Annotated in this window: 27 protein-coding genes and 3 pseudogenes; 6 read left to right on the top strand and 24 right to left on the bottom strand. The window is 74.3% G+C overall.

What is annotated here, in order from left to right:
• Nucleotides 1–393: 393 nt before the first annotated feature.
• Nucleotides 394–936 (top strand): M23 family metallopeptidase, encoded by a 543-nt coding sequence (locus tag BGP03_RS14600; RefSeq protein WP_296375932.1) that lies wholly within the window; start codon nucleotides 394–396, stop codon nucleotides 934–936.
• A gap of 4 nt (nucleotides 937–940) precedes the next feature.
• Here the strand turns inward: BGP03_RS14600 and BGP03_RS14595 are convergent, their stop codons facing one another.
• From BGP03_RS14595 to trmD, 10 genes are all read right to left on the bottom strand, one after another.
• A complete protein-coding gene (locus tag BGP03_RS14595; RefSeq protein ID WP_298801091.1) occupies nucleotides 941–1,831 on the bottom strand; it encodes a FliA/WhiG family RNA polymerase sigma factor in 891 nt (296 codons plus the stop codon).
• On the bottom strand, nucleotides 1,806–2,720 hold the full coding sequence (locus BGP03_RS14590; protein ID WP_298801090.1) for a tyrosine recombinase XerC: 915 nt from the start codon (nucleotides 2,718–2,720) through the stop codon (nucleotides 1,806–1,808). The genes BGP03_RS14595 and BGP03_RS14590 overlap by 26 nt, the downstream gene beginning before the upstream one ends.
• Nucleotides 2,721–2,752: 32 nt before the next feature.
• Nucleotides 2,753–4,015, bottom strand: coding sequence for a DNA-processing protein DprA (gene dprA / locus BGP03_RS14585; RefSeq protein ID WP_296375927.1), 1,263 nt, complete (start codon nucleotides 4,013–4,015; stop codon nucleotides 2,753–2,755).
• A complete protein-coding gene (locus BGP03_RS14580; protein WP_296375925.1) occupies nucleotides 4,012–5,520 on the bottom strand; it encodes a YifB family Mg chelatase-like AAA ATPase in 1,509 nt (502 codons plus the stop codon). The genes dprA and BGP03_RS14580 overlap by 4 nt, the downstream gene beginning before the upstream one ends.
• Nucleotides 5,520–5,876, bottom strand: coding sequence for a YraN family protein (locus BGP03_RS14575; protein WP_296375924.1), 357 nt, complete (start codon nucleotides 5,874–5,876; stop codon nucleotides 5,520–5,522). Before BGP03_RS14575 ends, BGP03_RS14580 begins: the two co-directional genes overlap by 1 nt.
• Nucleotides 5,877–5,975: 99 nt before the next feature.
• Entirely contained in the window at nucleotides 5,976–6,299 is a 324-nt protein-coding gene (locus BGP03_RS14570) for a DUF2469 domain-containing protein (RefSeq protein WP_232662437.1), read from the bottom strand.
• On the bottom strand, nucleotides 6,296–7,087 hold the full coding sequence (locus BGP03_RS14565; RefSeq protein ID WP_296375920.1) for a ribonuclease HII: 792 nt from the start codon (nucleotides 7,085–7,087) through the stop codon (nucleotides 6,296–6,298). Before BGP03_RS14565 ends, BGP03_RS14570 begins: the two co-directional genes overlap by 4 nt.
• 11 nt (nucleotides 7,088–7,098) lie before the next feature.
• Nucleotides 7,099–8,049 carry a signal peptidase I gene (lepB, locus tag BGP03_RS14560; protein ID WP_296376032.1) on the bottom strand — a complete coding sequence of 317 codons (951 nt, stop codon included), beginning with the start codon at nucleotides 8,047–8,049 and terminating at the stop codon, nucleotides 7,099–7,101.
• Nucleotides 8,050–8,569: 520 nt separating this feature from the next.
• Nucleotides 8,570–8,929 (bottom strand): 50S ribosomal protein L19, encoded by a 360-nt coding sequence (gene rplS, locus BGP03_RS14555; RefSeq protein ID WP_296375918.1) that lies wholly within the window; start codon nucleotides 8,927–8,929, stop codon nucleotides 8,570–8,572.
• Nucleotides 8,930–9,055: 126 nt separating this feature from the next.
• Nucleotides 9,056–9,802, bottom strand: a complete 747-nt coding sequence (gene trmD / locus BGP03_RS14550) for a tRNA (guanosine(37)-N1)-methyltransferase TrmD (protein ID WP_296375917.1) — start codon at nucleotides 9,800–9,802, stop codon at nucleotides 9,056–9,058.
• Between trmD and BGP03_RS35915 the strand changes: the two are divergent.
• Nucleotides 9,698–10,009, top strand: a pseudogene (locus tag BGP03_RS35915) (MgtC/SapB family protein); the annotation flags it as partial. The gene trmD and the pseudogene BGP03_RS35915 sit on opposite strands and share 105 nt — an antisense overlap.
• Nucleotides 10,010–10,184: 175 nt before the next feature.
• On the opposite strand, the pseudogene BGP03_RS14540 reads toward BGP03_RS35915, so the two are convergent.
• The 3 genes and pseudogenes from BGP03_RS14540 to BGP03_RS14530 form a co-directional block, all read right to left on the bottom strand.
• Nucleotides 10,185–10,529, bottom strand: a pseudogene (locus BGP03_RS14540) (Clp protease N-terminal domain-containing protein); the annotation flags it as partial.
• A gap of 30 nt (nucleotides 10,530–10,559) precedes the next feature.
• A pseudogene (locus BGP03_RS14535) lies at nucleotides 10,560–10,751 on the bottom strand (Clp protease N-terminal domain-containing protein); the annotation flags it as partial.
• A gap of 11 nt (nucleotides 10,752–10,762) precedes the next feature.
• Nucleotides 10,763–10,978, bottom strand: a complete 216-nt coding sequence (locus tag BGP03_RS14530) for a helix-turn-helix domain-containing protein (protein ID WP_296375915.1) — start codon at nucleotides 10,976–10,978, stop codon at nucleotides 10,763–10,765.
• Nucleotides 10,979–11,041: 63 nt separating this feature from the next.
• On the opposite strand from BGP03_RS14530, the gene BGP03_RS14525 reads away from it, so the two are divergent.
• Nucleotides 11,042–11,452, top strand: a complete 411-nt coding sequence (locus BGP03_RS14525) for a GNAT family N-acetyltransferase (protein WP_296375910.1) — start codon at nucleotides 11,042–11,044, stop codon at nucleotides 11,450–11,452.
• Between the two features lie 19 nt (nucleotides 11,453–11,471).
• Here BGP03_RS14525 and rimM read toward each other — a convergent pair whose 3' ends face one another.
• The 4 genes from rimM to BGP03_RS14505 form a co-directional block, all read right to left on the bottom strand.
• The gene (gene rimM / locus BGP03_RS14520) at nucleotides 11,472–12,023 is read right to left on the bottom strand and encodes a ribosome maturation factor RimM (protein WP_296375909.1); all 552 of its coding nucleotides are present in this window, start codon (nucleotides 12,021–12,023) and stop codon (nucleotides 11,472–11,474) included.
• Complete coding sequence (locus BGP03_RS14515) at nucleotides 12,001–12,243, bottom strand: RNA-binding protein (RefSeq protein ID WP_296375907.1); 243 nt, start codon at nucleotides 12,241–12,243, stop codon at nucleotides 12,001–12,003. Before BGP03_RS14515 ends, rimM begins: the two co-directional genes overlap by 23 nt.
• 34 nt (nucleotides 12,244–12,277) lie before the next feature.
• Complete coding sequence (gene rpsP / locus BGP03_RS14510; RefSeq protein ID WP_296375906.1) at nucleotides 12,278–12,739, bottom strand: 30S ribosomal protein S16; 462 nt, start codon at nucleotides 12,737–12,739, stop codon at nucleotides 12,278–12,280.
• Between the two features lie 151 nt (nucleotides 12,740–12,890).
• Nucleotides 12,891–14,087 (bottom strand): CPBP family glutamic-type intramembrane protease, encoded by a 1,197-nt coding sequence (locus BGP03_RS14505; protein WP_296375904.1) that lies wholly within the window; start codon nucleotides 14,085–14,087, stop codon nucleotides 12,891–12,893.
• A 160-nt stretch (nucleotides 14,088–14,247) separates the two neighbouring features.
• On the opposite strand from BGP03_RS14505, the gene BGP03_RS14500 reads away from it, so the two are divergent.
• The gene (locus BGP03_RS14500) at nucleotides 14,248–14,511 is read left to right on the top strand and encodes a hypothetical protein (protein ID WP_296375903.1); all 264 of its coding nucleotides are present in this window, start codon (nucleotides 14,248–14,250) and stop codon (nucleotides 14,509–14,511) included.
• A gap of 11 nt (nucleotides 14,512–14,522) precedes the next feature.
• On the opposite strand, the gene BGP03_RS14495 is transcribed toward BGP03_RS14500, so the two are convergent.
• The 5 genes from BGP03_RS14495 to BGP03_RS14475 all read right to left on the bottom strand — a co-directional run bounded on the left by BGP03_RS14495 (nucleotide 14,523) and on the right by BGP03_RS14475 (nucleotide 19,375).
• Nucleotides 14,523–15,548, bottom strand: coding sequence for an amidohydrolase family protein (locus BGP03_RS14495; protein WP_296375901.1), 1,026 nt, complete (start codon nucleotides 15,546–15,548; stop codon nucleotides 14,523–14,525).
• A 63-nt stretch (nucleotides 15,549–15,611) separates the two neighbouring features.
• Nucleotides 15,612–17,174: a signal recognition particle protein gene (gene ffh, locus BGP03_RS14490; protein WP_296375899.1), complete on the bottom strand. Its 1,563-nt coding sequence runs from the start codon at nucleotides 17,172–17,174 to the stop codon at nucleotides 15,612–15,614.
• Nucleotides 17,175–17,176: 2 nt separating this feature from the next.
• The gene (locus tag BGP03_RS14485; RefSeq protein WP_298801089.1) at nucleotides 17,177–17,713 is read right to left on the bottom strand and encodes an AAA family ATPase; all 537 of its coding nucleotides are present in this window, start codon (nucleotides 17,711–17,713) and stop codon (nucleotides 17,177–17,179) included.
• A gap of 58 nt (nucleotides 17,714–17,771) precedes the next feature.
• A complete protein-coding gene (locus tag BGP03_RS14480) occupies nucleotides 17,772–18,110 on the bottom strand; it encodes a P-II family nitrogen regulator (protein ID WP_296375895.1) in 339 nt (112 codons plus the stop codon).
• Entirely contained in the window at nucleotides 18,107–19,375 is a 1,269-nt protein-coding gene (locus BGP03_RS14475) for an ammonium transporter (RefSeq protein WP_298801088.1), read from the bottom strand. Before BGP03_RS14475 ends, BGP03_RS14480 begins: the two co-directional genes overlap by 4 nt.
• 81 nt (nucleotides 19,376–19,456) lie before the next feature.
• On the opposite strand from BGP03_RS14475, the gene BGP03_RS14470 reads away from it, so the two are divergent.
• The gene (locus BGP03_RS14470) at nucleotides 19,457–19,882 is read left to right on the top strand and encodes a MarR family transcriptional regulator (RefSeq protein ID WP_296375891.1); all 426 of its coding nucleotides are present in this window, start codon (nucleotides 19,457–19,459) and stop codon (nucleotides 19,880–19,882) included.
• Complete coding sequence (locus tag BGP03_RS14465; RefSeq protein WP_296375889.1) at nucleotides 19,879–21,180, top strand: MFS transporter; 1,302 nt, start codon at nucleotides 19,879–19,881, stop codon at nucleotides 21,178–21,180. The genes BGP03_RS14470 and BGP03_RS14465 overlap by 4 nt, the downstream gene beginning before the upstream one ends.
• 169 nt (nucleotides 21,181–21,349) lie before the next feature.
• Here the strand turns inward: BGP03_RS14465 and BGP03_RS14460 are convergent, their stop codons facing one another.
• Nucleotides 21,350–23,743 carry a [protein-PII] uridylyltransferase gene (locus BGP03_RS14460; protein WP_298801087.1) on the bottom strand — a complete coding sequence of 798 codons (2,394 nt, stop codon included), beginning with the start codon at nucleotides 23,741–23,743 and terminating at the stop codon, nucleotides 21,350–21,352.
• Nucleotides 23,744–23,762: 19 nt separating this feature from the next.
• Nucleotides 23,763–24,044, bottom strand: coding sequence for a P-II family nitrogen regulator (locus BGP03_RS14455; protein ID WP_298801086.1), 282 nt, complete (start codon nucleotides 24,042–24,044; stop codon nucleotides 23,763–23,765).
• Nucleotides 24,045–24,075: the final 31 nt, after the last annotated feature.

Below are 24,075 nucleotides of genomic sequence, written 5' to 3'. Positions count from 1 at the left end.
TACGCCGGGGCCGGAACGGCTCTCACCTGGTACCGGTGCGGTTGTCCCCATCGTGGTCGGCCTGTCCACAGGACGCCCGGTTCCCGCCCGCGCGGCCGGGGCGGACGCCAGGCTGGACGGGTGGGGAACGGTCGGCAACCAGGCTCGCGACGGACGCTCACGGCCGTGTGCCTGCTGGCGGTCTGCCTCCCGCCGTTCGGGCCCGTCGGGGGCCCGCCGGCGTCGGCGGCCGCGGCCTCCGTGGCCGCCACCGCCGGGACGACCGACAGCGCGTCTCGGGCCGGGTACGGGCGGGCCGGGGCCGGCGCTGCGTCGGGTTCTGCGGGGCAGCGACCCGACGGGCGAGGGCGTGGGGCCGTGCCGGGCGCACCGCCGGACGACACCGCGTCGGACGTGGCAGGACCGGAGGGATCCGGCACGGACCCGGGGCTCGCGGCCGCACCGCCGCCACCTCCCGGGGCCGGGGTCCCCGCGCCGGGAGCCGGTTACGCCTGGCCGCTCCAGCCGCCGCCCGCGGTGCTCACGCCGTTCCGGGCTCCGACGCACGCCTACGGCCCGGGCCACCGGGGCGTGGATCTCGCCGGCCGGGCCGGGCAGCCGGTACTGGCCGCGCGGGCCGGCACCGTGGCGTTCGCCGGCCCGGTGGCCGGGCACGGCGTGGTGTCGGTCCAGCACGACGACGGGCTGCGCACCACCTACGAGCCGGTCTCCGCCACCGTCGCCACCGGGGCGGTGGTGCGGGCGGGTGACGTGCTCGGCGTGCTGGAGCCCGGCCACACCGGATGCGCCGCGGAGGCCGTCTGCCTGCACTGGGGCGTGCGGCGCGACCGTCTCGACTACCTGGACCCGCTCGTCCTGCTGGGTCCCACCCGGGTGCGCCTGCTGCCGGTGCCCGACCCGTGGCCCGACGGCGACCCACCGGCCCCCGGCCGGTAGCCCGTCAACCGACGGCGAGCTCCTCGAGCCGGCCGCGCAGGCGGCCGACCAGCCGGGAGTGCAGCTGGCAGACCCGCGACTCGGTGACCCCGAGCAGCCGGCCGATCTCCGCGAGCGTGCGGTTCTCCAGGTAGTAGAGCTCCACGACCCGGCGGTCGCGCTCGCCGAGCTGCGCCACGGCCATGGTGAGCTGGCGCATCGTCTCCCGCGCCTGCACGACGGCCATGGGGTCGGGGGTGCGGTCGTCGGCGAGCAGCTCGGACACACCGCCGCTGTTCTCCTCCAGCGCCTCGACGCTGATCATCTGGACCTGCTGGGTGAGGCCCCGCAGGTCCCGCACCGGCACTCCGAGCTCGTCCGCCAGCTCGCGGTCGGTGGCGGCGCGCAGCAGCCGGTTCTCGAGCCGCTCCTGAGCGCGTTCGAGCTCGCGTGCCCGGCCGCGGACGGTGCGGGGCACCCAGTCCTGGGCCCGCAGCTCGTCGAGGATCGCCCCGCGGATCCGCTGGGCGGCGTAGCTCTCGAACCGGGGGCAGCGCTCGGGGTCGAACCGCTCGACCGCGTCGATCAGGCCGAACACCCCCGACTGCGCCAGGTCGGCGTGGTCCACGTACGAGGGCAGGCCGACCGCGACGCGGTGGGCGACCGCCCGGACGAGCGGCGCGTAGTGGAGGACGAGCCGATCGCGCAATGGGCGTGTCGGTCCGGCCAGGTACTCCGACCAGAGCTCGTCCAACCCGGACGGCCGAAGGGGCGGACGGGCGGGATCCCGGTCCGGAACGAGCTCGAGAACCGAGGCCGGCTTCGGCGCGACGGCCGAGACGATGGGGCCCACGCACGCCCTGAGCTGCGCGGATTCAACCAGGACGGGATCACGCCCTGGGGTGCGCCTGCTCATGTACCACCTTCAGCCGCTCGACGGTCACGTGTGTGTAGAGCTGAGTGGTTGCTAGCTTAGCGTGACCGAGCAACTCCTGTACGTAACGGAGGTCCGCGCCGCCCTCCAACATGTGAGTGGCGGCGGCGTGCCGCAGGCCGTGCGGTCCGACGTCCGGCACACCCGGGACGGCCGTCACGGCGCGGTGCACCACCTCGCGCGCGATCCTCTGGTCCAGCCGCCCGCCGCGGGCCCCGAGCAGGACCGCCGGCGGGGACGTGTCCCGCACCAGCGCGGGCCGTCCGGACTCGAGCCAGCGCACGAGGGCCGCGGCCGCGGGCACACCGTAGACGACCGTGCGCTCGCGGTTGCCCTTGCCGACCACGCGCAGCGCACGGCGACCCGGATCGACGTCGTCGAGATCGATCCCGCACAGCTCCGCCACCCGGACGCCGGTGGCGTAGAGCAGCTCCAGCACCAGGCGGTCCCGCAGCGCCACCGGCTCGCCCTCGGCCGCCCCGGCCTCCGCCGCGTCGAGCACGGAGGCCGCCTGCTCGATCCCGAGCACCGCGGGCAGCACCGGTCGGGGCCGTGGGGACACCAGCCGCGCCCCCGGATCCGTCGCGATGCGCCCGGTGCGGCGGGCCCAGGCGGTGAACGACCGGGCGGCGGCGGCGCGGCGGGCCAGGGTGGAGCGGCCCGCCCCCGCCGCGTGGCCGGCGGCCAGCCAGCGCCGCAGGGCCGCCAGGTCGAGCTCCGCGAGGTCGTCGAGCCCGGTGAGCAGCCCGGCCAGATCACCCCGGTAGGCGCGGACGGTGTGGGGTGAGCGACCCCGCTCGACCTCCAGGTGGGTCGCGAAGTCGTCGAGCACGGCGGCGATGCGGGGCGCGAGCTCGGGCGACGGGGGCACGACCGCGACGGTGGGCGCTGCGCCGCGGCGGGTCAAGCACCGCCACACCCCTCGTCCGCGGGGACCGGCCGGCGTCGCCAGCGGCCGTCGCGGTGCTCGACCAGTCCGCGGCGCTCGAGATCGACCATCGCCGCCCGCACGGCGCCGATCGGCACCGCCGCCTCGCGCGAGATCCAGCCGGTCTCGCGAGCGGCGCGGGCGGGCAGGGCGTCGTGCACGGCCGCGGCGGCCGCGCTGAGCCCGTCGGTGGGCCGGGCGGGGCCGGCGACGGGGTCCTCGGCGAGGTGGAACCCGATGCGGCCCGCCGACTCCAGCACCTCCTCGATGCGGGTGACCAGCTGCGCACCCTCGCGGATGAGCCGGTGGCACCCCGCCGAGAGCCCGTTGGTGACCGCTCCCGGCACGGCCATGAGCGGTCGGCCCAGCGCCCGCGCGTCGGACGCGGTGCGTTGCGCGCCGCTGCGCAGACCGGCCTCGACCACCACGGTGCCGCCGGCCATCCCCGCGATGAGCCGGTTGCGGACGAGGAAGCGGTGGCGACCGGGCACGGAGCCGGGCGGGTACTCGCTGACCACCAGCCCCCGTTCGGCGATGCGCTCCAGCAGCACCTCGTGCGCCATGGGGTAGGCGCGGTCCGGACCGCAGGCCAGTGCGGCGACCGTGGGGCCCTCGACGGCGAGCGCGCCGCGGTGTGCGGCGCCGTCGATGCCGATGGCGGCGCCGGACACGACGGTGAACCCGTGGTCTCCCGCTCCCCGTGCCAGCTCGCCCGCCATGTGCATGCCGTAGTCGGTGGCGGCCCGTGCGCCGACGACGGCGATCGACTGCTCGCAGAGATCGGCGAGCGCACCCGGCCCCCGGACCCACAGCGCCAGGGGCGGGGCCAGCTCGTCCTTCCCCGCGACGGCGAACGCCGCGAACGGCCAGTGCGGCCACTGCTCGTGCTCGGGGGTGAGCAGCCGCACCCCGCAGGCGGCTGCGGCATCGAGGTCGGCCCGGGCGCGGTCGACCGTGCGCCGGGCGGAGGTCTCGCGGGCCACGGCGTCGGGCACGGCGCCGCGGGCCACCCGCGCGGCCGCCTCCACCGGCCCCAGCCCGGCGACGAACCGGGCCAGCGCCGGAGCGGGCGGCTCGGCCACCCGCGAGAGGTAGGCGCGGGCGAGGAGCACCTCGGGTGCGACAGCGGGGTTCGGCGCCGAGCCCGCCGGACCGCCGGCGGCGCCGGGATCCATGCCGCCCTCCGGTCCTGCGAAGGGTCCCGAGTACACCGGACCGCCGGCGCCGTCGGGGTTCATGCCGCCCTCCGGTCGCGAAAAAACAGAGCCGTCTCGACCAGCTCCTGGTCGGGGCTCGTCCGTCCGGCCAGATCGGCGAGGGTCCAGGCCACGCGCAGGGCGCGGTCGGCCCCCCGGGCGGTGAGCTCGCCGGCGCGCAGCCCGGCGTCGAGGGGGCGGACGGCCCGGCGCGGGAGGGCGAAGCGGGTGCGCAGGACCGGCCCCGGCACCTCGGCGTTGGTGCGCCAGCCCTCCCCGGCCCAGCGCTCGGCGGCGGCGGCCCGGGCCGCGAGCACCCGCCGCCGCACGGCGGCGGTGCTCTCGCCGCCGTCGGAGGCGACCGCGAGCCCGGTGATCGGGAACATCCGGGCCCGCAGGTCGACGCGGTCGAGCAGCGGACCGGACAACCGCCCCAGGTAGCGGCGACGGACCAGCGACGGGCAGACGCAGTCGCGGTCGTGGGCCGGCGCGCACGGGCACGGGTTGGCCGCCATGAACAGCTGGAACCTGGCCGGGTAGCGGACCGTGCCCTCCGTGCGCGCGAGCCGGACCTCGCCGTCCTCCAGCGGGGTGCGCAGGGCGTCGAGCAGGTGGGGGCCGAACTCCGGGGCCTCGTCGATGAAGAGGACTCCCCGGTGCGCCAGCGACACCGCCCCGGGACGGGCCACACCACTGCCCCCACCGACGAGCGCGGCCATGGAGCTGGAGTGGTGCGGTGCCACCAGGGGCGGCACGCGCGACAGCCCACCCACCGCGGGGAGCCGCCCCGCCACCGACCGGACCGCCGCCAGCGCGAGCGCCTCGTCGGCCGCGAGCCGCGGGAGCAGCCCGACGAACCGCTGCGCGAGCATCGTCTTGCCCGTGCCCGGTGGACCGACGAGCAGCAGGTGGTGGCCGCCGGCCGCCGCGACCTCGCACGCCTGCCGCGCGTCGTCCTGACCGACGACGTCGGCCATGTCGGGCGGCTCGTCGCCACCGATCTCGGCCGCCGGCCCGGGGCCCGGGAGGCTCAGGTCGCCGTGCAGGAAGGCCAGCACGTCGGTGAGGCTGCGCGCCCCGAACACCGCGATGCCCTCGACGAGGGCCGCCTCCTCCAGCACCGGTTCCGGCACCACGACCCGCCGCATCCCGGCCGCGCGGGCCGCCAGCAGGCACGGCAGCACGCCGCGCACCGGACGGAGCCGCCCGTCGAGCGCGAGCTCACCGAGCAGGACGGTGCCGTCGAGCGCCGACTGCTCGACGACACCGCTGGTGCCCAGCACCCCGCACGCCAGCGCCAGGTCGAAGCCCGACCCCGCCTTGCGGAGCGTGGCGGGCGAGAGCGCGAGCACGATCTTCTCCTTGGGCCACTCGCGCCCGGAGTTGATCACCGCCGCCCGGATGCGGTCCTTCGACTCGTTGAGGACGGCGTCCGGCAGCCCGACCAGGTGCATGCCCGGCAGGCCCCGCCCGACGTCGGCCTCGATCTCGACGAGATGGCCCTCCACCCCGAGCAGGGCGACCGACCAGGTGCGCGCGAGGCCCATCAGAACGCACCCTCGTAGTGGGCCACCGTGACGGGACGGCCCGGAGCGGCGACCACCGAGACGACGTCGAAGCGGACCTCCACCCACCTGACGCCGTGGGTGGCCAGCCAGGCCTGCGTGACCCGCCGGATGCGGGCCGCCTTCTTCCCGGTGACGGCCTCCGCGGGCTCACCGAACCAGTCGGTGGAGCGGGTCTTGACCTCGCAGACCACGAGCCGGTCCTGGTCGGTGGCGACGACGTCGAGCTCGCCGTCGCGGCACCGCCAGTTGCGGGAGAGGACCACGAGCCCGTGGTCGGTCAGGTACTCCACCGCGAGGTCCTCACCGCGGCGGCCGAGCACATCCTTCGCTGCCATGCCCCAACGGTGAAGGGCCCCGGCCGGCCGTGGGGGGCGGATCCGGGATCTGTGGACAGCCGGACCCCGATGGGGACAACTCGCGATCTTCGACCCGGTTCAGGAGCCGAACTGGTTACCCTCGGGGAGCCGCAGGTCGGGCTTGTCGAGCTCCTCGACGTTGACGTCCTTGAACGTCAGCACCCGCACGTTCTTGACGAAGCGCGCCGGGCGGTACATGTCCCACACCCACGCGTCGGACATGCGGACCTCGAAGTAGATCTCGCCGTCGGCGTTGCGGGCGGCCACGTCCACGGAGTTGGCCAGGTAGAAACGACGCTCGGTCTCCACGACGTAGGAGAACTGGGACACGATGTCCCGGTACTCCTTGTAGAGCGTGAGCTCCATCTCGGTCTCGTACTTCTCGAGATCCTCGGCGCTCACGGCTGCGTACCTCCTTCGACACCCGCGCCGGAGGTCCCGACGGGTAGCAACCCATTGTGGACCAGTGCGGCCGGAGGCACGACGGCGGCACGGACGTTCGCCGCCCGGACGTTGACGAACGAGTAGCGGTGCACCGCGCTCGGCCCGTGCTCCGCCAGCGCGGCGTCGTGCACCGGGGTGCAGTAGCCCTTGTGCACGCCGAAGCCGTACTGCGGCCACTGCGCGTCGAGCTCCACCATGATCCGGTCCCTGGTCACCTTGGCCAGCACCGATGCCGCCGCCACGCACGCCGCCACCTGGTCGCCCTTCTGCACCGCCAGGGTCGGGCGGCCGAACCCCCGGATGGGGAAACCGTCGGTCAGGACGTACCCGGGCGGCGAGGCCAGACGGGCGACGGCCCGGCGCATGCCCTCGATGTTGGCCACGTGCACGCCGCGCCGGTCGACCTCGTCGGGCGGGATCACGACCACGGCGAAGTCCTCCGCACGGCAGGTGATCAGCGCGAAGTACTCCTCGCGGGCCGCGGCGGTGAGCAGCTTGGAGTCGGTGAGACCGTCGAGCCGTTTGGCGTCGCCCGGGCGCAGCACGCAGGCGGCCACCACCAGCGGGCCCGCGCAGGCCCCTCGACCGGCCTCGTCCACGCCGGCGACGGGCCCGAGACCGTGGCGCTGCAGGGTGGACTGGAGCGTCCACGTGCCCGCGGAGCGGCGGACGACGGCGCGGGCCGGGCGCAGCTCGGGTGGGAGCAGCTCCGGTGGCCGGCGGGCGGTACGGCGACGTGCGGGCATGCGGGGTGAGATCAACGCCGCCGCGTACGACGGCCCGGCAGGAACCCGTCGAGCTCGGCGTCGAGACGGTCGAGCCTGCGCCGCCCGAGCAGGAGCGGGAAGGCGCCGATCACGGCCACCCCCAGCGGCACGGTGGAGTCCGACCCGCCGGTCATCCCGAGCGCGGTGCTGGTCTGCGGGTTGGGATCGGGGATGCCGCCGAACCGGGAGAACGGCAGCACGATCAGCCGGGCCTTGCCGATGACGTTCGCCACCGGCACCGGCCCGTGACCGGGCACGCGCGAGTCGGCGGAGTTGTTGCGGCTGTCGCCCATCATCCACAGCTCACCCTGCGGGACCGTGACCGGCCCGAAGGTGTCCTGCCGGGCCCGTCCCGCCTCGGGCAGGTAGTAGATGTAGGGCTCGTCGAGGGGCTTGCCGTCGACGAGGACGCGGTTGCGACTGTCGCAGCACTGGACGGTCTGGCCGCCGACGGCGATCACGCGCTTGACGAAGTCCTTCTCGTCGGGCGGGGCGAGCCCGATCAGCGAGCCGAGCTGCTGCAGGCCCTGGACCACGATGTTGCCGGGCGGATCAGCCGTGAACTCGCTGTTCCAGCTGTCGGGGCCACGGAACACCACGACGTCGCCGGGGCGGGGGTCACTGAACCGGTAGGTGACCTTGTCGACGAGCACGCGGTCGTTGTTGCAACCGGTACAGCCGTGCAGCGTGGTCTCCATCGACCCCGACGGGATCACGTAGACCTTCGCGAGGAACGTCTGGATCAGGAACGTGAGCAGCAACGCCACGACGATGAGGAGCGGGAGCTCCTTCCAGAACGCGGGGCGCCGGCGGCGGCCGGGCTTGGCCTTGCGGCCGCTCACGGCGGCGGCCTCGGCCTGGTAGGAGGAGGCGGGGCGGCCGTCGGGCGACTCACCCGCGCGACGGCGGTGGCGACCCGGCGCCTCGTCGGGCTCGGGCAGGCCGACGAGCCGGCCGTGGACCACGGTGGGCTCGTCGTCGACCGGACCGGGCCGGCGGGCCGGGCCGATGGCGGACGACGGACCGGACGGGGCCTGGCCACGGGGGCGCCCGTTCGGGGCCTGCCCGTTGGGCACGGGGCGGCCGACGGGAGGCCGGCCGTTGGCCACACCGTTCGGGTGGCTGCCGCCTCGGGGCGGCGGCGGGACCGCGGCCTGCCGCCCCGAGGCCGACGTGAGGTCGCGGGGGTGCCCGACGACCGGCTTCGGCCGGCCGTTCGCCCCGATGACGCCGTGGCCGTCGACCGGCCACGGGGTGCTCGGGAGTGGCCCGCCCGGTGGGATCTGCTGCCGCCCGGGAGGCGGCACGGAGGGCCGCTGCCCCGACGGAGGGGTGTTCACGCCGTGCCGGGAGGAATCCGGCCGTTCGGCCGGTTCGTACCGCCGAGGCGAGGCCCGCCGGTCGTCGGGGAGCTCGGGAAGGGCCACGCCCACGAGGCTACGTCAATCCTGCCCGCCGTCGTCAGGACGCCGGGGTGGTCTCGCGCTTCTCCTTGATCTTCGCAGCCTTGCCGCGCAGGTCACGGAGGTAGTAGAGCTTCGCGCGACGGACATCGCCGCGAGTGAATACCTCGATACGGTCGAGGTTGGGCGAGTGCACGGGGAAGGTGCGCTCCACGCCGACGCCGAACGAGATCTTGCGGACCGTGAAGGTCTCGCGAGCCCCGGCGCCGTGACGGCGGATGACCACGCCCTGGAAGATCTGGACGCGGGAGCGGTTTCCCTCGATGACCTTCACGTGCACCTTGAGCGTGTCGCCCGGCCGGAAGGCGGGAATGTCGGAGCGCAGCAGCTCTGCGTCCAGGGCGTCAAGGGTGTTCATCGCGAAGATCCGTCCTCGGTCCGTGATAGCGGTCTAACGTGGGGCGCCGTCCCAAGGTGGAGACTGGAGGCGCGCTCGGCAGGCCCGGTTGGGCGCGTGAGCTCTCGACCATAGTGCCAGACGCGTTCAGGGAAGCTCGCCGAGGGTGGCGAGGAACGCCCGGTCGGCCTTGTCCAGGGCTTCGTCAGGCAATGCGGCCAGCAGATCCGGACGGCGCTCGGCCGTGCGCTCGAGCGCGCGGTCGCGGCGCCAGCGGGCGATGGCGCCGTGGTTGCCGCTGCGCAGCACGTCGGGAACGTCGTGCCCGCGCCACGTCACCGGACGCGTGTAGGACGGTCCTTCCAGGAGGCCGTCGGAGAACGAGTCCTGCTGCGCCGACGCCGGGTTGCCCAGCACCCCCGGCAGCAGCCGCACCACGGCCTCCGCCATCACGAGCACCGCGGCCTCGCCCCCGATGAGCACGTAGTCGCCGATGCTGACCTCGTCCACCGGCATCCGGTGCGCCGCCTCGTCGACGACGCGCTGGTCGATGCCCTCGTAGCGGCCGCATGCGAACACGAGCCGCTCCTCCCCCGCCCAGGCCTGCGCGGTGGCCTGCGTGAACGGCCGGCCCGCCGGCGTGGGCACGACCAGCCGGGCCGGGCCGTCCCCGATCACCTCGTCGAGCGCCTCGCCCCAGACCTGGGGCCGCATGACCATCCCGGGCCCGCCGCCGTAGGGGGTGTCGTCGACGGCCTGGTGGACGTCGTGGGTCCAGCGCCGCAGGTCGTGCACGGCGACGTCGACGAGCCCGGCCTCGATGGCCCGCCCCAGCAGCGCCTCGCGCAGCGGGGTCAGGTAGTCCGGGAATATCGTCACGACGTCGATCCGCACCTGCGCGATCCTGTCACGGGAGGTCAGACGGGCCGCCGGAGCTCCGGTCCAGGACCCGACCGGTGGAGCCTGCCGCTGCCCACCGTGCTCGCCCCCGTCCTCGCCACCGCGATCGGTCTCGAGCGCGAGGCGGTGGCGAAGAACGCCGGCCTGCGCACCCGCGCGCTGCTGGGCATCGGGGCCGCCGTGGTCATGGTGATCTCGAAGGACGGCTTCCAGGACCTGCCCTGCGCACCGCGCTCTCCACCTGCACCGAGCGCGGCTGGTCGGTGCGGGGTGGACGTCACGCGTGAGGGGGTCGACGGCCGGGACGACCTGGGGTGGCCCGCCGGCGAACCGCCCCACGTCCGCTCCGCCACCACCGGACGCGGGGAGGATGTTCCTAGCCCGCGCGCTTCCCGCGCACCAGCTCCTCCACGAGGATCCGTGACGGCCCGAGGTGGACGCCGCGCCCGTCGAGGACGTGGAAGGCGCCGCCCGCCCCCTCGTGGATCAGCCCGAGCAGCAGGTGCTCGGTGCCGATGTAGTGGTGCTCCAGCCGGATCGCCTCGCGCAGGGCGAGCCCGAGCGCCTTCTTCGACGAGGGGTCGAACCGGATCCAGCCGGTCCGCCGGCCGTCCCGGCTCTGCGCGGCCCGGGTGCGGTCCAGCGCGCCGGGACCGAAGGCCTCCTCCACCTGCCGGCGCACCTCGTCCAGGTCGATCCCCAGCGTGGCCAGCGCGTCGGCGTCGGACGGCGCGGGGCCGCCGCGCATCCGGTCGACGTCGGCCTCGATATCGGCCCGCGTCACGTTGTGGGCGGCCAGCACGGTGACCGCGAGGTTGTCGGGCACCGCGAACAGCGAGACGAGCAGGTGCTCGGTGCGGAGGGAGTCGGCGCCCCGCTCGCGCGCCGACTCCTGGGCGTGCACCACCACGCGTCGTGCCTTGTCGGTGAACCTCTCGAACATGACCCGCCTCCCTAGAAGCCGAACCGTCGGTACTTCTTGTGCACGGCCTGCCTGCTCACCCGCAGGGCCTCGGCGATCTGCTGCCAGGACCAGCCCTGGCTGCGCGCGTTCGTCACCTGCAGCTCCTCCAGCGACTCGAGCAGCCCCCGCAGGGACGCCACGGCCGCGAGTCCGACGGACGGGTCCCTGCTGGACGCCGCCGCCGCCACCTCCGTCGCATCGGTCATGCTGTCAACTTAGGTTGACACGCGGGACATTGTCAACCAAAGTTGACGCGCTAGTTTCGGGGGATGGAGCAGTACGAGCTCGACGACGACCCGGAGCGGGTCGACCGGGACGCCGTCTGGCGCTACCTGTCGACCGACGCCTACTGGGGCCGCTGGCGGACGCGCGAGGACGTCGAGAAGCAGATCGACGGCGCGTGGCGGATCGTCGGCGCCTACGACCTCGACGGACGGACGGTGGGGTTCGCCCGGGCCGTCTCCGACGGGGTGGCGTTCGCCTACCTGGCCGACGTCTTCGTGGACCCGTCCACGCGGGGGCACGGACTCGGCGTGGCGCTGGTGAAACTGATGATCGACGACGGCCCGGGCCGCGACTTCCGGTGGACGCTGCACACCGCCGACGCCCACGGCCTCTACGGGCGCTTCGGCTTCATCCGGCCGGACGCGACCTACCTGGAGCGCCCGTCGCGACGGTGATCATCCGAGTCGGTGATCGTCACTCGACGTCGAGCAGACCCTCGGGCGGGGTGAGGACGACCCGGCCGCCGGCCAGGTCGACCGTGGGCACGATCTGGTGCACGAACGGCACCAGCGCATCGGGCAGCTCGGGGCGCGACAGCACCAGCAGCTCCCCGCCGGGGCCCAGCAGCACCTCGCGGACCGTGCCGACGACGGTGCCGTCCTCGAGCTCGGCGCGCAGGCCCTCGAGCTGGTGGACGTGGAACTCGTCGGGGTCCTCGGGCTCGGGCAGCGCGTGCGTGGGCACCACCAGTCGCGTGCCGCGCAGGCCCTCGGCCGCGGTGCGGTCCGGGGCCTCGACGAAGCGGACCAGGAGCTTGCCGGAGTGCGGACGGGACGACTCCACCGTCAGCACACCGTCGGGAGACCCCGGGCGGCGCGCGACGAGCACCGCGCCGGCGGCGAACCGCTCCTCCGGGGAATCCGTGTGGACGTCCACGGCGACCTCGCCGCGCAGGCCGTGGGCCCGCACGGCGACGCCGGCGAGGACCTCGGTGGTCGAGGACCTACCGGTCGGTGTCGACGACATCGACCCGCACGCCCCGTCCGCCGATACCGCCGATGACCGTGCGCAGCGCCGTGGCGGTGCGCCCGCCGCGCCCGATGACCTTGCCCAGGTCCTCCGGGTGCACGCGGACCTCCAGCGTGCGGCCCCGGCGGTTGGTGACGAGATCGACCTGCACGTCGTCCGGGTGATCGACGATCCCCCGGACGAGGTGCTCGAGCGCGTCGGCCAGAACGGCCGTCACGACGCCGACTCCGCGCAGGAGAGCACGGCGGCGGTCATGCCTCGGTCGCAGCAGCCTCAGCCGCGGGAGCGGCCTCGTCGGCGGCGGCGTCATCGGCCTTGGCGCGCTTCTCGGCCTTCTTCTTCGGCGTGGTGGCGTCGGAGGTCGGCTCGTTGTCGATGGCCGCCAGCGCCGCGTTGAAGCGGGCGAGCTTGTCGACCTTCTCGGGCTGCGGCTTGAGGGTGCCCTCGGTGCCGGGCAGACCCTTGAACTTCTGCCAGTCACCGGTGATCTCGAGCAGGTGCTGCACGGGCTCGGTGGGCTGCGCGCCGACACCCAGCCAGTACTGCGCCCGGTCCGAGTCGACCTCGATGAGGCTCGGCTCATTCTTCGGGTGGTACTTGCCGATGGTCTCGATGGCCCGGCCGCTGCGGCGGTTGCGGGCATCGGCGACGACGATGCGGTAGTACGGCTGACGGATCTTGCCCAGACGCATCAGCTTGATCTTGACGGCCACGCTGTGTACTGCTCCCTGTGATCAGTTGGTTCGGCGATGAGGCCGTGCTGCTCGCGTGGGGTTACGGGCTGCGCGTCGCTCGACGTGTGTGGCTGCGGCTGGTAGAGGGCCGACCGCAGAACCGATCGCCCATTGTGCCAGACGGCGTGCGTCACGTCCCCGGCAGGACGCCGAGAAGCATCATCACCAGCGAGACGGCCGGGAGCAGGTTGTTCACGGCGTGCGCGACGACCCCGGCCACGAGCCGTCCCGTGTAGAGGCGGGCCAGCGCGATGGGGATGGCCACGACGAGCAGGAGCGGGGTGCGGGTGAACTCGAAGTGGGCCAGCGCGAACACCACGGTGGTGATCACCAGCGCCCACCAGCGGTGGGCCCCGAGCCGCTCGACGGCCCCCCACAGCAGCCCGCGGTAGACGATCTCCTCGCACAGCGGTGCGACGAACACCACGATCACGAACACCAGCGCGGCCATCCACGGACCCGACCGGATGCCGCCGAACTCCTCCCCCACCGCCGACGTCGTCTCGTCACCGGCGATCGCGACGTAGAGCAGCGACGCGGGAATCGTGATCACGAGCCCGCCGAAACCGAAGGCCAGCCCGAGGCCGACGTCCCGCCAGGAGAACTGCAGGCCCAGGTCGATGCGGGGGCCGTTGCCGCGCCACACCGTGATCAGGATCGCGGTGCCGGCGGCGAGGAGCGTGGGCACCACCAGTGCGGTGGCCAGCGCCCCGGCCGACGACGAGAGCCGCTCACCCAGGACCGCGGCCACCGCGACCGAGGCGAGCAGGAAGACGGCCTCGACGACGAGGTAGGCGCCGAGCCCCCACCGGTGGGTGCGGACCGGTCGGGGCGGCGGCATTCCCGCAGGTCCGGGGCCCGGGTAGGCGCCGGGCGGACCCGGCGGCGGACCCCATCCCGGACCGTGGGGCGCGCCCCACGGCGCCGGAGGTGCGCCGTACGGCGGCGGGCCCCACGGGCCCGCGTACGCGTTCGGCCCCGGCGGGCCGTAGGGGCCCTGCGGTCCGGCATGAGCCGCCGGACCCCACGGGCCGGCGTTCGCCGGCGGGTCGGGGTACGGCGGGTACAGCGGGAAACCCGCAGGCTCCGCGGGAGGTGACCCGGCCGGGCCCCCGGAAACCGGCGGCTCGGCGACCGGCCGGTCCGGGGCCGCGGCCCGCTCGGGAGGCCCGGCCACGGCGGCGGACCCGTCGGGAGTGGGCCCGTCGGGGGTGGCGCCGGTCGGGCCCGGCACGTCGTGGGCGATCACGGGACCGCTCCCGCCCGCGCCGGAGCGGTCGCCGGTGCCCTCGGTCGGCCGTGCCGTCCCCTCGTCCCCTGGTCCCACGTGATCGACGCTACCGGCCGCGGCGTGAGGCCGCCGTCGGCCTCGCGGCAGACGCCCGGCCCGGTACCCCCGATCGGGGTGCGCACCACCCCCGATCTCGCTCCCGGACCGGATCGGACATGTCGGACAGTGGGTCGACACGGGGTGGCCGCCGATCCCGGTGGGTGGTCGTGCGCGGCGGGCCCGCGAACCGGACGGTGACGGTCAAGCACCCTGTGGCCAGCTGACGGTCGACCTCGACGGCACCGGCGCCGGGCGGCTCGTCCGCGACGCCGCCCCGTCGGTCGGCACCTTCTCCCTCGCCCTGGACGGTGACGTCGGGCCGTGGCTGCGGTGGAGCGGCACCGACCGCGATGGCGCACGACCCCGGCACCTCCCGCTTCTACGCCGCGGCACCGAGGCGACGGGGGCCCTGGCCCGGTAGGACGGTGACTCCTACCGGGCGACGGGACGGCCCCGCAGCATCACGAGCTCGGGCTCCCGCAGCACCGACGGGTCGAGGCGCGGGTCGGACCGGTAGACCACGAGGTCCGCCGGGTGGCCGACGGCGAAGGACGGCCGGCCCAGCCACTCCCGCGCCGCCCAGCTCGCCGCGCCGAGGGCGTCGGGGTGCCCGGCGGCGCGCAGCGCGTCGATCTCGTCGACGATCCGGCCGTGGGCGATGCCGCCGCCCGCGTCGGTGCCCGCGTAGACGGGCACCCCGGCCTCGACCGCCCGCCGCACGACGTCACCGGCCCCGGCGTGCAGCTCCCGCATGTGGGCGGCGTAGACGGGGTACTTCGACGCCGAGTCGGCGATGCCGGGGAACGTCTCGACGTTGATCAGCGTGGGCACCAGGGCCGTGCCGCGGCGGGCCATCTCGGCGATGACGTCGTCGGTGAGGCCGGTGCCGTGCTCGATGCAGTCGATGCCCGCGTTCACCAGGCCGGGCAGGGCGTCGGAGCCGAAGACGTGCGCGGTGACGCGGGCCCCGGCGGCGTGGGCGGCCCCGATCGCGGCGACCAGCACGTCGTCGGGCCACAGGGGGGCGAGGTCGCCGACGCCGCGGTCGATCCAGTCGCCGACGAGCTTGACCCAGCCGTCGCCGGCCGCGGCCTGCTCGGCCACGACCTCGGGCAGCAGCGCGGGGTCGTCGAGGTCGACCGCGAGGCCCGGGATGTAGCGCTTCGGCCGCGCGACGTGCCGGGCCGCGCGGATGATCTCCGGGAGGTCGGCGCGGGCCTGCAGCGGCGACGTGTCGACCGGCGAGCCGCAGTCGCGCAGCAGCAGCGCCCCGGCGTCGCGGTCGGTGCGCGCCTGCGCGTCGGCCTCCTCGAGGTCGACGGGCCCGGACGGGCCGAGCCCCACGTGGCAGTGCGCGTCGACGAGCCCGGGTACGACGAACCCGCCGTCGATGATCGTCTCGGCGTCGGGCAGGGGGACGTCGACGAACCGCCCGTCGTCCCCGACGAAGAGCTCCACCGTCTCCGCTGCGTCAGCGTTCCCACCCAGCCCGAGCGCCACACCGCGCAACCGGTACACGGGCTACTTGCCCTTCGGGAACTTGAGCTTGCTCGGGTCGAACCCGGGAGGCAGCTGGTCGAGCCCCGGCGGCAGCTGCTGCAGCGACGGCGGCAGGCCGGAGAGATCGGGCATCCCCATCCCCGCGGGCAGCGCGCGCGACGGCGTGGGCCGCCCCTTGCCCTTCTTGCCCTTGCGGCTCTTCGCCAGCTTCTTCGTGGCGCTGCGCGAGCCGCCGCCGAAGCCGAACTGCCCGGCCATCTGCTTCATCATCTTGCGGGCCTCGAAGAACCGCGTGACCAGGTCGTTGACGTCGCTGACAGCCACGCCCGAGCCGTTGGCGATGCGCAGCCGCCGTGACCCGTTGATGATCTTCGGGTCGTTGCGCTCGGCCGGCGTCATGCCCCGGATGATGGCCTGGAGCTTGTCGAGCTGGCGGTCGTCGACCTGCGCCAGCGCGTCCTTCATCTGCCCGGAGTTGGCGCCCGGGAGCATGCCGAGGATGTTGCCGATGGGCCCCATCTTGCGGATGGCCATCATCTGCTCGAGGAAGTCCTCCAGCGACAGCTCGCCGCTGACCATCTTCTGCGCGGCCGCGGCCGACTGCTCCTGGTCGAACGCGCCCTCGGCCTGCTCGATGAGCGTGAGCAGGTCGCCCATCCCGAGGATGCGCGAGGCCATCCGGTCGGGGTGGAAGACGTCGAACTCGGTGAGCTTCTCGCCAGTGGACGCGAAGAGGATGGGCTGGCCGGTGACCTCGCGGACCGACAGCGCGGCACCACCGCGGGCGTCGCCGTCGAGCTTGGTGAGCACCACGCCGGTGAACCCGACGCCGTCGCGGAACGCCTCGGCCGTGGCCACGGCGTCCTGGCCGATCATCGCGTCGACGACGAACAGCGTCTCGTCGGGGCGGGTGGCGTCGCGGATGTCGGACGCCTGGCGCATCAGCTCCTCGTCGACGCCGAGGCGGCCCGCGGTGTCGACGATGACCACGTCGAAGTGCTTCTCGCGGGCGTGCGCGACACCGCGGCGGGCCACGTCGACGGGGTCGCCCGTGCCGTTGCCCGGCTCCGCTGTCTGACCGGTCGCTGACGCGCCCGGATGTGGCGCGAAGGTGGAGACCCCGGCGCGGTCGCCGACGATCTGCAGCTGGTTGACCGCGTTGGGGCGCTGCAGGTCGCACGCCACGAGCAGCGGGGTGTGGCCCTGGCCCTTGAGCCAGTGGGCGAGCTTCCCGGCGAGCGTGGTCTTACCGGCACCCTGGAGGCCGGCGAGCATGATGACCGTGGGCGGTTCCTTGGCCAGCCGGATGCGCCGCGTCTCGCCGCCGAGGATGCCGACGAGCTCCTCGTTGACGATCTTGACGACCTGCTGGGCCGGGTTCAGCGCCCCCGAGACCTCCGCACCCTTGGCCCGTTCCTTGACCTTCGCCACGAAGGCCCGGACCACCGGCAGCGCGACGTCGGCCTCCAGCAGCGCGATGCGGATCTCGCGCGCGGTGGTGTCGATGTCGGCCTCGGAGAGGCGGCCCTTGCCGCGCAGTCCGGCCAGCGTGTCGCTGAGACGTTCGGAGAGGTCGTTGAACACCTCTACAACCCTACTGGGGCCGGTGCCCCCGTCTCCAGCAGCAGCCCCGCGCGGGCCGCGCGGCGGTCGAGAACGGTGAGGGCGGCCCACCCCTCGTCCGCACGGGGCAGCCGGGCCGCCCGCTCGGCGTGGGCGACGAAGGACGCCTCGGGCACCACCCGGCCGCGTTCCTGCTGGCCGCGCCGCGCCTCGGTGGCCTCGACCTGCAGCCACAGCAGGTGGGCCGAGCGGCCGGTGAGCGCGGCCAGGCGGGCGACGGCGGCGCGCGTGCCGGGATCGGTGGCGGGCAGGTGCACCACCACCGTGGGCGCCGCCGAGAACGCCGCGACCAGCACCGCGAGCCGGTGCCACAGGTGCACCAGCGGCCGGTAGGCGGCGTAGGGCACCCCGGGCAGGAGGCCGTGGAGCGCGGCGCGGTGGGCGTCGGAGTCGAGCACCACCATCCCGTCCCGCGGGAGCAGCCCGGCCAGCAGCGTGGACTTCCCGGCCCCGGCATCCCGGCCACGAGCAGGAGGGTCCGGCCGGGCAGGGCGAGGCACACCGGGTCGTTCACACCGTAGCAACGGGGGATTCGCCCGTTCGTTCCGGAGTCGGCGGTTACAGCGCGTCGGCGCCGCGCTCGCCGGTGCGGACGCGCACGATCTGCTCGACGCGGGTGGTCCACACCTTGCCGTCGCCGATCTTGCCGGTGCGGGCGGCCTCGACGACCACGTCGACGACCTTGCCCGCCACCTCGTCGGCCACCACGACCTCGACGCGCACCTTCGGCACGAAGTCGACGGTGTACTCGGCGCCGCGGTAGACCTCGGTGTGCCCCTTCTGGCGCCCGTAGCCCTGCACCTCGCTCACGGTCATGCCGAGCACGCCGAGGCGTTCGAGGGCGTCCTTGACGTCGCCGAGGGCGAACGGCTTGACGATGGCGGTCACGAGGATCATGTGGTGCGTCCAATCGACGAGGTGAGCGGCGTGAAGTCGTAGGCGGTCTCGGCGTGCTCGGCCTCGTCGATGCCCTCGGACTCCACCTCCGGGTCCACGCGGAACCCGATGGTGCGGCTGATCAGCCAGGCGAGCACGTACGTGACGGTGAACGCGAACGCCACGGTGGCGAGCACCGCCACCGCCTGCCTGCCCAGCTGACCGAGGCCGCCACCGTAGAGCAGACCGTCGGCCCCCGCGGGGTTGACGGCCACGGTGGCGAACAACCCGATGAGCAGCATGCCGAGCAGACCGCCGACGCCGTGGATCGCCACCACGTCGAGCGAGTCGTCGTAGCCGAGCCGGTACTTGAGCCGGATCGCCAGCTGGCACACCACGCCGGCGAGCAGGCCGATCACGAGCGCACCGACCGTGTCGACGAACCCGCAGGCCGGGGTGATCGCCACCAGCCCGGCTACGGCGGCCGAGGCTCCACCGAGGCTCGTGGGCCTACCGTCGAGGCGGTGCTCGAGCGCGAGCCAGGAGATGACGGCGGCGGCCGATGCCGTCATCGTCGTGACGAACGCGTTGCCCGCGACGGCGCCGGCGGCCAGCGCGGAGCCGGCGTTGAAGCCGAACCAGCCGAACCACAGCAGGCCGGTGCCCAGCAGGACGTTGGGGAGGTTGTGCGGACGCATCGGCTCGCGGGGCCAGTTGCGGCGCTTCCCGAGCACGAGCGCCAAGGCCAGGGCCGACGCGCCGGAGTTGATCTCGACGGCGGTGCCCCCCGCGAAGTCCAGTGCGCGCAGGGCGTTGGCCATCCAGCCGCCGTGGGCCGATGCGAAGCCGTCGACGGCGAAGATCCAGTGCGCGAGCGGCACGTAGACCACCAGCGTCCACACCCCGACGAACAGGGCCCACGGCCAGAACCGCGCCCGGTCGGCGACGGCCCCGGACAGCAGCGCACCGGTGATCACGGCGAACATGAGCTGGAACATCGCGAAGACCTGCAGCGGGATGCCCGCCCCCACCACCGCGGTGGTGTCGCGCAGGCCGACGAACGAGAAGTCGCCGATCAGCCCGCCGTTGGAGTTCCCGAAGGCCAGCGAGAAGCCGACCGACACCCAGACGAGCGTGACGACGCCGAGCGCCACCACGCTCATCATCATCATGTTGAGCACGCTCTTCGCGCGGACCATGCCGCCGTAGAAGAACGCCAGGCCCGGCGTCATGAGCATCACCAGAGCCGCGCATCCGAGCACGTACGCCGTGTTCCCCGTGTTCACGCCGGTGATCTTCACATGTGACAGCGGGATGTCCTACACGTGACAGCGGCGAGATTTACATAGCAGTGCTATACATTAGGCATGCACACGATCGATCGGCTCGAGGTGGCCGAGGGCGTCGACCAGCTCGTCGTCCTGCTCACCCGGCTCAGCCCGCGCAACGGGCTCAGTCTCGTCGCGGCGTCCACGCTGTCGGTGCTCGCCAGGAGCGGGCCGATGCGGCTCACCGACCTCGCCGACGCGGCCGCGGTCACCCAGCCGTCCATGACCGGCCTGATCGGGCGGCTGGTCGCGCAGGGACTGGTCGAGCGCACGCCCGACGACCAGGACCGGCGCAGCGTCAAGATCGCCGTCACCGAGGCGGGCCGCGACCTGCTCGCGCAACGGCGCGCGCGGCGGGCCGAGACGCTCGCGGGCCTGATCGACACCCTCGACGCCGACGACCGCGCCGCCCTCGCGGCGGCCGTGCCGGCGATCACCACACTCGTCTCGACAGGCATCTCATGACCACCGCTGCTCCCGCAGCGAGCCCGTTCCAGCAGCCGAAGGCCGTCTGGGCCGTCGCGTTCGCCTGCGTCATCTCGTTCATGGGCATCGGGCTCGTCGACCCGATCCTGCCCGCCCTGTCCACGCAGCTGAACGCCTCGCCCAGCCAGGTGACGCTGCTGTTCACCAGCTACCTCGTGGTCACCGCGGTGGCCATGCTGGTCACGGGCTGGGTGTCGAGCCGCCTCGGCGCGAAGACCACGCTGATCGCTGGACTCGCGATCATCGTCGTGTTCGCCGCCGCCGCGGGCCTGTCCGGTTCCATCGGCGGCATCGTCGGCTTCCGCGCCGGCTGGGGCCTGGGCAACGCGCTGTTCATCGCCACCTCGCTGGCCGTGATCGTGGGCTCGGCGACCGGCGGGTTCGCCGGCGCGATCGTGCTCTACGAGACCGCGCTGGGCGTCGGCATCGCGTGCGGGCCGCTGCTCGGCGCGCTGCTGGGCAACATCTCCTGGCGCGGCCCGTTCTTCGGCGTGGCCGTCCTGATGGGCATCGCGCTGGTGGCCACCGTCGTGCTCGTGCCGACGACCCCGAAGCCGGTGCACCGGCAGTCGCTCGGCGAGCCGTTGACGGCGTTGGCCCACCGCGGCCTGCTGACGATGGGCATCACCGCGCTGCTCTACAACTGGGGCTTCTTCACGATGCTCGGCTACGTCCCGTTCCCGATGGGCCTGTCGATCTACCAGCTCGGCATGGTGTTCTTCGGCTGGGGCATCCTCGTGGCCCTGTTCTCGGTGTTCGTGGCCCCGCGGCTGCAACGGCGGTTCGGCACGGCCCCCACGCTGTACGTCAACCTGTTCCTGTTCGCCGTCGTGCTCGCCGTGATCGCCGCGTTCACCGACTCGAAGGCCACGCTCGTGGTGGCCGTGATCGCCGCCGGCGCCATGATCGGCGTGAACAACACCCTGACCACGCAGGCCGTCATGCTGGTCTCGCCGGTCGAGCGGCCCGTGGCGTCGGCGGCGTACGGGTTCATCCGGTTCATCGGCGGCGGGCTCGCCCCGTTCGCGGCGGGCATCCTGGCCGAGCGCCTCAACGTGCACGTGCCGTTCTGGATCGCCTCGGGTGCGGTGCTCGTGGCCATCGCGGTGCTGGCCAGCGGACACCGGCTCCTGGCGAAGGCCGACGAGCAGCTCGCCGCGGGCGAGGCCGCCCACGCCGGCGAGCCCGACCTCGACGCCGACGAGCTGGAGGAGATCCGCGAGGACGCGACGGGCGAGGCCGGGGTCCTGGAACGGGCGGAGCAGTTCCACGGCTGAGTGCCGACTCGGCCGCGGAAATCCGCCGACTCGCGCACGGAGAACCGCCGACTCGCGCCCCCCACCCCGCGAGTCGGCGGTTTCCCGCCCGCGAGTCGGCGGTCTTCCGCCCGCGAGTCGGCGGTTTCCCGCCCGCGAGTCGGCAGGATTCCGTGCGCGAGTCGGCAGTTCACCGCGCCGCGGCCAGCACCGCCTGCTCGATGCGGCGGCGCTGGGCCGGCAGGACCCCGGCGTCGCCGGCGTCGATGCAGAACGAGTCGACCACCGACGCCCCGAGCGTGGCCACCCGCGCCCAGCGCAGGTCGGCGGAGCAGTCCTCGAGCGCGGCGGCGACCCGGTGCAGCAGGCCGATCCGGTCGGTGGCCCGCAGCTCCAGCACCACGGCACCCGTCGCCTCGTCGTCGAACCACAGCACGCGGGGCGGCGCCGCCGGCTCACCCGACGGCGCCATGGGGGCGTAGTCGCGCTCCTTGCGGGCCAGCGCGTCGGCGAGGACGAGGCTGCCGTCGATCGTGCGCACGAGGTCCGAGCGCATCAACGCGGGATCGGGCAGGCCGCCGAACCGCGGCGACACCGTGAACGCGAACATCGCGACACCGTCGGGCACGCTCGCCGGCAGCCCTCCGCCGTGCGCCGACACCGCGTAGAGCTCGGCGGCGTGCACCTCCAGCGAGTGCAGCGCCAGCACCCCGGCGGTCGCGGCGAGCGACCCGACCCGGTCGGCCATCGCGACGAGGACGGTGGCCGGATCGACGGTGTCGTCCACCCGCAGCTGCGGACGCCCGTCGTCGACGACCGCACGGGCCAGGTCCAGCTCCGGAGCACTCGGCGCGCTGGGCGCCGGCAGCGGCTCCCCGGCCAGCAGGGCCCGGCAGCGCCGGACGAGGTCCCCGATCAGCACGCGCTTCCACGGGCTCCAGACGCCGGGACCGGTGCCCAGCGAGTCGGCCTCGGCGAGCGCCTCCAGCAGTTCCAGCAGCAGGCTGCCGGCGCCGGGGACCGCCGTCTCCAGCGTCTCGACCACGCGCGTGACGGTGGCCGGGTCGTCGAGGTCGCGGCGGGTGGCGGTGTGGGGCAGCAGCAGGTGGTGGCGGACCATCGCCCCGAGCACGTCGACGTCGGGCTCGCTGAAACCGAGCCGACGCCCCACCTGCACGGCCAGCGACTCGCCGACGACCGAGTGATCGCCCCCGCGGCCCTTGCCGATGTCGTGCAGGAGCGAGCCGACGAGCAGCAGGTCCGGGCGGGCGACGCGGGTGGTCAGTCGGGCGGCCTGCGCGGTGACCTCGACGAGATGCCGGTCCACCGTCCAGACGTGGGCGCGGTCGCGCGGGGGCAGGTCGCGCACCGCGCCCCACTCGGGGAACAGCCGCCCCCACAGCCCGGTGCGGTCGAGCGACTCCACGACGTCGACGAGCGGACGCCCCGTACCCAGCAGCGACAGGAGCTCCCCCAGCGCGGCCCGCGGCCAGGGTTCGCGCAGCTCGGGGGCGGTGTCGGCGAGGCGGTGCAGTGTGCCGGCGGCCACCGGCAGCCCGGTGCGCGCGGCCGTGGCGGCCACCCGCAGCACGAGGGCGGGGTCGCGGGCGGCGGCGGCGTCGCGGGCCAGGGTGACCTCCCCGGCGTGCTCGACGACGCCGGTGTCGAGCGGGCGCCGCACCGGGGCGCGGCGCAGGGCGGCGAGCCCGCGCCGGGGCAGGGCGCCCCGGGCCTGGCGCAGCCCCACCTCGGCCGCGAACGCGACCGAGCGGGCCGCTCCGGAGAGCGCTCGCGCGAGCTCGAAGCGGTCGGCGATCTCCAGCGTGGTGGCGACCTCGTCGGCCTCCTGGGCGCGCAGCACGTCACGGGCGCGACCGGAGATCCGGTGCAGCTCCGTGCGCACGTCGAGCAGCAGCCGGCGTGCCTCGAGCACGTCGCCCGCCGGCCGGTCGACGAGCTGGGCGGCGGCGAGCGCGTCGATCAGCTGGATGTCGCGCAGGCCGCCGTGGCCGTTCTTGAGGTCGGGCTCCACGCGGTGCGCGACGTCACCGACCTTCGTCCAGCGGGCGTGCGCGGCGTCGGCCAGCTCGTCGAAGCGGTTGCGGATGCCCGCCCGCCACGCCTGCCGCACGGCCGTCGACACCTTGTCCGACAACGCCGGGTCGCCCGCGATGTGCCGCAGCTCCAGCAGCCCGAAGGCCGCCCGCAGGTCGGTGGCCGCCACCTGCACGGCCTGCCCGGGGGTGCGCACCGAGTGGTCGAGGCCGATGCCGGCGTCCCACAGCGGGTACCAGAGCTGATCGGCCAGCCGGTCGACGTCCTGGCGTCCGTCGTGCAGCAGCACCAGGTCGAGATCGGAGTAGGGCGCCAGCTCACGGCGCCCCAGGGCCCCCACCGCCACGAGCGACGCCTTCTCGTTCAGCCCGATCGCGGCGCAGCGCGAGGCCAGCCAGAAGTCGTGGAGGTCGACCAGTGCCGTGCGCAGCGCCTCGGGTCCGAGCCTGCGCTTCCCCACTCCCGGATCCAGCAGCACCGCCTTCGCCCGGACCAGGTCCTCGGCCGATCCCGAGCTCACTACCGTCATGCCGCCCCGTCCCCCGTCCTCACAACGCGTCGACGCCCCTCTCGCCTGTACGCACACGCACGACCGTGTCGACGGGGACCACCCACACCCTGCCGTCCCCGACGGCCCCCGTCCGTGCCGCCTGCGTGACCGTCTCCACCACCTTCTCCACGAAGTCGTCCTCGACGAGCAGCTCGACGCGCACCGCGGGGACAGGGCCCACCGCCTCGCTGACCGTCATTCCGGCCACGTCGAGGTCGTCGAGCCCCGCGCGGACGTCGCCCAGGACGAAGGGCTTCACGATCGCCGTCACGAGCATCATGGTCGAACTCCCTCCCGGACGGACCGGGGCC

The sequence above is a fragment of the Pseudonocardia sp. 73-21 genome, from assembly GCF_001899645.1.
Classification (GTDB): Bacteria; Actinomycetota; Actinomycetes; order Mycobacteriales; family Pseudonocardiaceae; genus Pseudonocardia.
This window is presented reverse-complemented; position numbering and strand designations above follow the sequence as displayed.